Annotated in this window: 4 protein-coding genes; all 4 read left to right on the forward strand. The window is 41.4% G+C overall.

Annotation, left to right across the window (positions count from 1 at the left end):
- Positions 1–3,058: SusC/RagA family TonB-linked outer membrane protein (locus tag RG47T_RS19960; protein ID WP_074493602.1), on the forward strand; the 3,058-nt coding region annotated here is incomplete at its 5' end.
- Positions 3,059–3,064: 6 nt separating this feature from the next.
- Positions 3,065–4,666 carry a SusD/RagB family nutrient-binding outer membrane lipoprotein gene (locus RG47T_RS19965; protein WP_074491202.1) on the forward strand — a complete coding sequence of 534 codons (1,602 nt, stop codon included), beginning with the start codon at positions 3,065–3,067 and terminating at the stop codon, positions 4,664–4,666.
- Positions 4,667–4,787: 121 nt separating this feature from the next.
- Positions 4,788–8,084 (forward strand): VCBS repeat-containing protein, encoded by a 3,297-nt coding sequence (locus RG47T_RS19970; RefSeq protein ID WP_253187546.1) that lies wholly within the window; start codon positions 4,788–4,790, stop codon positions 8,082–8,084.
- Positions 8,081–9,406, forward strand: a complete 1,326-nt coding sequence (locus RG47T_RS19975; protein WP_074491203.1) for a vanadium-dependent haloperoxidase — start codon at positions 8,081–8,083, stop codon at positions 9,404–9,406. Before RG47T_RS19970 ends, RG47T_RS19975 begins: the two co-directional genes overlap by 4 nt.
- Positions 9,407–9,501: the final 95 nt, after the last annotated feature.

Raw genomic sequence — 9,501 nt, forward strand, 5'->3', positions numbered from 1 at the left:
CTATAAAGCAGCAAATACATTATATAATAAAGTAGATCAAAAAATTACCGGTAAGGTAATTGATGAAAAAGGCGAACCCCTTATTGGTGTTTCTGTTAAAGTAAAAGGAGCAACAAATGGTGTAGTAACCGATGTAAACGGTGCGTTTACTATTACCACTCCTGATAATGCCGTTTTGGTATTGTCTTATATTGGTTATACTACTCAGGAAGTACCTGTTGCCGGCAAAACTACCATCCGCGTAAGTATGGCGGCTTCTAATAATGCCCTAACAGAGGTTGTAGTAACCGCCTTAGGTTTGAAAAAAGACGAAAAGAAACTTGGATACTCGGTATCTACAGTTGGCGGCGAAACCTTAAATAAAGCCAGGGAAACCAACGTTGCCTTATCATTAGAAGGCCAGGTTGCCGGTTTAAGTGTAGGTGGCTCTAACGGTGGCCCGGGTTCATCATCAAGAGTTTTACTGCGTGGTTTAACCAGCTTTAGCGCAGGTAGCCCATTGTACGTTATTAACGGTGTACCCATGGATAATACCCAACGTGGTGCTTCGAGCGAATGGGGTGGTGCAGATTTAGGTGACGGTATCTCAAATATCAACCCTGATGATATCGAAACCATGACCGTATTAAAAGGTCAGTCGGCATCGGCATTATATGGTTCAAGAGCAGTAAACGGTGTGATTTTAATTACCACCAAAACAGGTAAAAAGAACTCTGGCTTTGGCGTAGAGGTAAATAGCAACGTACAGATAGATAAAGCTGTTGACAACACAGATTTTCAAAAGGTTTATGGCCAGGGCGAAAACGGTGTAAAACCTACAACTGCTGCCGGTGCTTTATCATCAGGTAACCTTGCATGGGGCGCCAAAATGGATGGCTCGCAAGTAATACAGTTTGATGGTAAAACTTACGCTTACTCTCCGGTTAGCAAAGACAATAATTATCTTTCTTTCTACAGAACAGCACCAAGCTTTACCAATACGGTATCATTAACTAATGGCGGCGAAAGCGGTGCATTCCGTTTGTCTTTATCAGACTTGCGTGCAAATTCAATTGTACCAAACAGCTACTTAGACAGAAAGACTTTCAACTTTAACGGTAGCAGCAATGTAACTAAGCAATTAGAAATTAACGTTGTTGCCAACTATGTACTTGAAAACTCAAAAAACAGATCAGGTTTAAGTGATGGCCCGGGTAACCCTAATAATGGTTTATTTCTGGCTCCCAATGAGGACCAGCACATTTTAGCTCCAGGTACACAAGCCAATGGTAAAGAGCAATCTTTCACTAATGATACTTATGTAACCAACCCTTATTTTGCAGCTTATAACTTTGTTAACAACCTGCAAAGAAAACGCTTAATATCTTCATTAGCTGCTAAATATTCACTTACCAGCTGGATGTTTGCACAAGCTCGTATCGGTTATGATAACAGTAATGATGAGCGTATAAACATTGAGCCAACAGGAACTGCATATCGTAGTGATAACGGTACCATGACTCAGTATAACACTGCAACTACCGAGTTTAACGCAGATGCGTTAATTAACGCCAAACATGATTTGATAAAAGATTGGCTTAATTTAGATTTATCTGTGGGTGGTAACATCCGTAAAAACAGCTATACAGGTACCCAAATTGGCGGTAATGGTGGTTTTATTATTCCATATTTTTACAGCTTAAACAATTTTGCAAGCCGTAATAGTGGTTATGTTAGCAACCCGGTTCCAAATAAAAAACAAGTAAACTCAGCTTATTACTCGGCAGACTTTGCTATTAAAGATTACCTGGTATTAAGTACAACCGGTCGTTATGATACTTATAGCAGTATCTCGAGCACTGTTGGCAGGGGCATTTTCTCTCCATCGGTTTCTGGTAGCTTTATCTTCTCTGATCTGTACAAAATGAACGGTGTTGACTTTGGTAAAATCCGTTTATCTTATGCACAAACCAGTAACGATGCCGAAGCTTATGCTAACCAGGTTTACTACAGTGTAAACAACTCTATCAATGGTACACCAGCAGGTGGTTTTAGCCAGCAGTTACCAAACTTGTTCTTAAAACCATTCCAACTTAAAGAACTTGAGCTTGGTACAGAAATGAAATTCTGGGGCGATCGTTTTGGCTTCGATATCTCTGCTTTTACTCGTAAAACAAATAATGAGATCATCAATAGCACTATCGATATTTCAAGCGGTTATACTAATAGTTACATAGGTACCGGATCAACTCAAAATAGAGGTATCGAGGTTGAATTACACGGCACACCAGTTAAATCTGGCAGCTTCAGATGGACTCCATCATTCAACTTTACTTATGTTAAAAATAAGATTCTGCAAACCGATGGTGTAACCAATGCTAATGTTGCATTTGGTACTTACCGCCCGTTAAATGCTAGTACAGCATTAGTAGCAGGTATGGCCGGACCGCAAATTTTAGCGTATGATTATGTACGTAATGCATCAGGCCAGATTGTAGTTGATGCAAGTGGTATTCCAATTAAAGGTGATTATAAAGCAATGGGTTCTACCATTCCTAAAATTTATGGTGGCTTAACCAATACTTTCAACTACAAACAATTTAACCTGTCATTCCTGGTTGATTATCGTTTTGGCAGCAAAATCTTGTCTGCAACAAACTACTACAGTATTTACCGTGGTTTAAACAAAATGACGCTTGTTGGTCGTGAAGGCGGTGTAGTTGCTGATGGTGTAACAGCAAGTGGTGCAAAAAATACCGTTGCCGTTCCTGCAGAAACATACTACCAGGAACTTGCCCGCAGAATCTCTTCTCTTAACGTGTTAAGTGGTGACTTTATTAAGTTACGCCAGGTTACTTTTGGTTACAACATTCCAAAACAAACATTGGCAAGCACCCCATTCAGCAGTATTACAGTATCTCTTGTTGGTCGTAACTTATGGACTATCATGAAACATACTGACAATATTGATCCTGAATCTGGCTTCTCTAACACTATTCAATACAGTGGTATCGAAGGCACAAGCTTACCACAAACCAGAACTTATGGCTTTAACCTTAACTTCAAACTAAAAAACTAAAAGACCATGAAAAAACGCTTAATATATAGTTGTATTCTCGCAGGTAGTGTTTTGATGTCGAGCTGTACAAAAAAATTCGATGATATCAATACAGATCCTAATAAAACTACTGCAGCATTATTTAACCCTAACTTTTTGATGTCTCAGGCTGAATTTCAGTTTTCAAATACGGGGTATGATCAATTACTGTTTCAAAGTATGTGGGTACAGGGCTTATCCTCTACTTATGATTACTATGGTAATGGTGATAAATATACACTTAGAGGCAGCGGTACAGGTTATTACAGCCGTACCTGGAACACCAGCTATGGTGCTCTTACACTGATTGATGAGATGAAGAACCTTGTAAAAGGCAATGCATCTTATACCAATTTGGATAATTGCGGTACCATTTTGCGTGTATTGTTTATGCAACGCATTACAGATTTGTACGGCGACGCCCCTTACTCACAAGAAGGCCAGGCTAAAGCAGGCATCACCAGCCCTGTTTTTGATACTCAACAAGCCATCTATACTTCAATGTTGAGCCAGCTTGCAACGGCTATTACTGCTTTAGATGCAGCAAAAGCTGTACCAACTGCCGACTTATTTTACAGTGGCAACGTTGCCCAGTGGAAAAAGCTGGGTTACTCCTTAATGTTACGCGTTGCGATGCGCTTAACAAAGGTAGACCCTGCTACTGCCCAAAAATATGCTGAAATGGCTTATGCCGGTGGTACAATGTCTGCAGTTGCAGATAATGCTAAGGCTCAGGCAGACTACTCTAACAGTAACGGTAACGCTAATGCTGCTGCATTATTAGTACCTGATGACTTTAGAGAAGTACGCTGGTCACAAACATTAATCAGCTATTTAAAAGCTAACAGCGATCCACGTGTAAGTGCAATTGCTGAGATTTCTTCTGGTACAGGTAAAGCTGCCAATGAAACTCAAGTTGCGGGTATCAATACTGCAAGCTTACAAATTGGTATGCCTAACGGTTATGACCAGGCTGGCGGTACAACTGATATCTCAAAAGCACCAAATTACCCAGGCACAAGCCCTGCAGATCCTACTGTTAGCGGTGATGCGGCTGCACCAGACGGTAAATACTCACGCCCACGTTTTGCAGTTTATGATGACCGTAACATGAATAACATCATGTTAACTTATGGCCAAACTGAGCTGTTACTGGCAGAAGCATCAACCAGAGGTTGGAATACAGGTGTTGCCGCAACACATTTTGCCAACGCTCTAGCAGCAGATATCCAAGCACTTGCACAATTAAATACATCTGCTGCGGCAACTGTTAGCGCAGGTGATATTGCAACTTATGTGGCTGCGCATCCATTATTACCTGCAACTGCTTTGCAACAGATTAACATGGAATATTGGGTAGCTTCATCAACCACGTTTGACTTTAATGAAACATTTGCTAACTGGAGAAGATCAGGATACCCTGTATTAACACCGGTTACTTATGCTGGTCAATACATCACCGGGCAGGTTCCAAGAAGAATGCCTTATCCTATTACATTGCCGCAAACAAACGGCGCAAACTACAATGCAGCTGTCGCGCACCAAGGTACCGACAACTTTGCTACCAGAGTTTGGTGGGATAAACAATAATTTTAATCCTTTTCAAACAAGCCGGGAGACAACATTGTCTCCCGGCTTGTTTATATACAAAATTTGTAATTAAAACTTTAAGGTTATACGGTTTTAAGCAACATAAATGCTCCATCTTAAAATGCCTCCCCCTAAAAAATTAATGCTATCAGGTATCTGGCTGGTTATTTTGCTGTGTGCCTCTAACATTTCAGTAGTATTGGCGCAGCAACCGCTGTTTCAGTTACTCAACTCAAAGCAAACCAATATCCATTTCAGCAATAACATCAGTGAAAATGAGCGATTGAACGTACTATCGTACGAATACTTTTACAACGGTGGTGGTGTAGCTGTTGGCGATATAAATAACGACGGGCTGGAAGATCTGTTTTTTACCGGCAACATGACTTCTAATAAACTGTACCTAAATACAGGCAACATGAAGTTTAAAGACATAACCAAAGAGGCGGCCAAAGGCTTGGAAGGGCGCGCAAACGGCTGGAAAACCGGAGTTACAATGGCCGATGTAAACGGCGATGGCTTTTTAGATATTTACATTTGCTATTCGGGCAAAACAGACGCCGATAAACGCAGAAACCAGCTTTTTATCAATAATGGTGATTTAACTTTTACTGAAAGGGCTAAAGAATACGGGCTTGACGACCCGGGATACAGCACACAAGCCGTTTTTTTTGATTATGATAATGATGGCGATCTGGACATGATGCTGATTAACCATAACGTTAAAAAAATTGACAATATGGAGTTTGCCAAGTACCGCAACCAAACCGATGAGTATGCAGGCAACAAACTTTTTGAAAACAATGGCAACCATTTTACAGACGTTTCTAAAAAAGCAGGTATTATACAAAACCCGCTTACTTTTGGCCTGGGTGTGGCTATTGCCGACATTAACCAGGATGGCTGGCCGGATATATATGTAACCAATGATTATAACGAACCCGACTATTTATACATCAACAACCACGATGGCACATTTAGCGAGCAATCTCAAAAGCTTTTAAGGCACTTATCGCACTTTTCAATGGGTGTTGATATTGCCGATTTTAACAATGATGGCCTGCCGGATATCCTAACGCTCGATATGCTACCACAGGATAACCACCGGCAAAAATCACTTCAACTAGAAGAAAACTACGAGTCGTTTGAGTTGATGATCAACCAAGACTTGTACAAACAATATATGCGCAATATGCTGCAGCTTAACAACGGTAACGGCACATTCAGCGAGATAGCCCAACTATCTGGCGTTGCCGCTACAGACTGGAGCTGGTGCCCGCTAATGGCCGATTTTGACAATGATGGCTATAAAGACATCTTTATTTCTAACGGCTACCTGCGCGACTATACCAACAAAGACTTTTTACGCTATTGGGGCGACTATAAAATAAAGAAAGCCATGGCAAGCGAACCATTTTTATTAATGGATTTGGTAACGGCCATGCCATCAACCAAATTGGCCAACTATATATTTAGAAACAACCACGATCTTACCTTTACCAATAAACAAAAGGAATGGGGCATAACCAACGCCACTATTTCAAACGGTGCTGTATACGCCGACCTGGATAACGACGGTGACCTTGACCTGGTGGTAAACAACATTAATGAAGAAGCAAGTATCTATCAAAATACAGGCAGGGAAAACAACCAGGGATCTTTTATCAGCATTAAGCTAAAAGGTAAAGGGGCCAATACCAATGCTGTTGGTGCTAAAGTATCGTTGTTTAATAAAGGAAAACAACAGTACCAGGAAGTCAATACAGGGCGTGGCTACCTGTCTAGTGTATCTACAACTTTAAACTTTGGTACCGGCGACTTAAAAACAATAGACTCGGTACAAATTACCTGGCCCGATAACCGCAAACAGTTATTAAGGGATGTAAAAACAGACCAGCATCTGGTTATTAATTACCAACCAAATGAAACGGATGGTAAAACTGCTGCTATTAATCCGACACCGCTATTTATCAAAGTAAAACCACCAATTGCTTATAAACCTAAGGACAATACCATTAATGACTTTAAGCGCCAGTTATTAATGCTGTTTATGTACTCCAAAACATCACCAGTTATTATTAAAGGCGATGTTAATAAAGACGGTTTGGAAGATCTCTTTATCTGCGGCGACCAGCAAACGCCGGGTAAGATATTTATTCAGCAAGCCGATGGTAATTTTCAGTTTGAAGACTTACCCGGGGGCGAGCAAACATCAACTACATCGGCTGCTGTATTTTTTGATGCCAATGGCGATGGCTACCCCGATTTGTACCTTGCAAAAGGCGGGTATAGCCTTTATGAACCCAACACAGCCGATTTACAAGATCAGCTTTACATTAATAACGGTAAAGGCTATTTTAACCTGGCAACTTTACCGGCTGTAAGTGCAAGCAGTAAATCATGCGTTCGCGCATGCGATTTTGATGGAGATGGGGATATTGATTTATTTGTAGGCGGCCGTGTTGTTCCGGGGCAATATCCGGTTGCGCCTAAAAGCTATCTGCTGGTTAACAATGGTAGGGGCGTATTTACTGTGGCTGATGTACCTTTTGTAAACGCAGGCATGGTTACCGATGCACAATGGGTTGATTTAAATAAAGATGGGCGCAAAGATTTAGTATTGTGCGGCGAAATGATGCCCATTAAAGTTTATATCAATACGCCCACAGGTTTTGTTGACCAAACCAGCCAATACTTTACCACACCCACAAATGGAATGTGGTTTTCGTTAAACATTGCCGATGTAAACGACGATGGTACTCCCGATTTAATAGCTGGGAATCTGGGATTAAATAGCCCGATCAAAGTATCAGAAAGCCAACCTGCCGAACTATATTATGCCGACTTTGATGAAAATGGCTCGATTGACCCCTTCTTCAATTTTTATAACCAGGATGTAAGTTATCCCTTTGTAAGCCGTGATGAATTGAACGAACAGATTTACCCTATGCGAAAAAAGTTTGGCTCGTATAAAGCTTACGCAGATGTTTCCATAAAAGATATTTTCACTGCTGAGCAATTGCAAAAGGCGGGAAAGTTAACGGCTAATAATTTGCAAACCACTTGCTTTTTGTTAAAAAACGGCAAGTTTATACCTTCAGAATTACCCATACAAGCCCAGTTTTCACCCGTTAGCCAGATCATCAGTAAAGATTTTGATAAGGATGGTAAAGCGGACCTACTGCTGTTAGGTAACCATAGCGACAACAGGCTTAAGCTAGGTAGCATAGACGCCAATTATGGTTGCTTGTTAACTGGTGATGGCAAAGGTTTATTCAAGTATTTAAACCAAGCTAACAGCGGCCTTTCTATTACCGGGGATATCAAATCTGCTGTGGAAATAAAAATTAAAAACACCACTTATCTCGTTTTGGGGATTGCCAACGAGCCGATTCAATTTTATAAAGAAAACAAATGAAGCTATTCAGACTTTCGCCGGCCCTGATTTTATTAACCTCTTTTTCATTTGCTAAAACCAAGGCTGCCCAACCGGCGTACCTGGACCTGGCACCAATTATCAATGCCGTTAACATGGTGATGATACACGATGTAATAAGCCCGCCGGTAGCAGCCCGGTACTATGCATATTCGATGTTAGGGGCCTATCAGATAGTTTCTGCCAATGATAAGAAAGTGCCTGCCCTGGCTAGTTTTATCAAGCAGTTTCCGACCAATAGCATTGGCGAAGCTAAAGATTATGATTACCGCATCGCTGCACTTTATTGTGTACTGGAAACCAGTAAAATCCTGTTACCATCTGGCGATATGCTGCAAGACGATGAAGACGCTTATGTAGCATTACTGCACAAAAGCAACATCAGCGATGAAATTATAAGCAAGGCCATTGCTGCAGCTAAAAAAGAAGCGGCAGAAGTGGTTAACTTTTCAAAATCTGATAACTACAGTACACTGAGCGCAAAACTCAGATACACGCCCAAAAAAGGTGAAGGCTATTGGTACCCTACACCACCCGCCTACCTGGATGCGGTCGAGCCAAACTGGAAAACCATTCGCCCGCTGATGATCGACTCTTCATCGCAGTTTAAACCCATACCACCAACTACATTTAGTAAAGATAGCACCAGTAAATTTTATAAACTGGCTAAACAGGTACGCGATGTTTCTGTAAACCCCGAACAGGAACAACTAAACAAAGCATCTTTTTGGGATTGTAATCCTTTTGCAGTAACCACGTCCGGCCACATGTCTATCGGGTACAAAAAAATTAGCCCGGGCGGCCACTGGATGAATATTGCAGCACTGGTAACTAAAAAAGCAGGTTTAAAGTTCAATCAGTCGGTTACCGTGGTAACTATGGTATCGGTTGGGCTAATGGATGCCTTTATAGCTTGCTGGGATGAGAAATACCGCAGTAACCGCATTCGCCCCGAGACTTATATCAACCAAAATATTGACCTTAACTGGAAGCCGCTTTTACAAACCCCACCATTTCCTGAGTATACCAGCGGCCATGCTGTGGTTTCGCATACCTCTGCCTACCTGCTCTCTTACCTCATTGGCGAAAACTTCACTTACACAGATAATACAGAAATCCCTTTCGGAGTAGGCCCGCGTTCATTTACCTCTTTTAAGCAAGCCGCAGCCGAAGCCTCTATTTCGCGTTTATATGGCGGCATCCATTTTATGGATAGTATTGAAGAAGGCAACAAACAAGGCATAGCCGTAGCAAATGATATTATAGCCAAAATAAAGAAAGCCGGTATTACGCAGCAACGCTAGTGCCATGGTTGTATTAAACGACAAAGGCCGATCTTGCGATCGGCCTTTGTCGTTTAAACTATTTGATAGAATCAATTAGGCGTTACTCGGCATGC

Origin of the sequence: Mucilaginibacter polytrichastri (assembly GCF_001911425.1) — a bacterium.
GTDB lineage: Bacteria > Bacteroidota > Bacteroidia > Sphingobacteriales > Sphingobacteriaceae > Mucilaginibacter > Mucilaginibacter polytrichastri.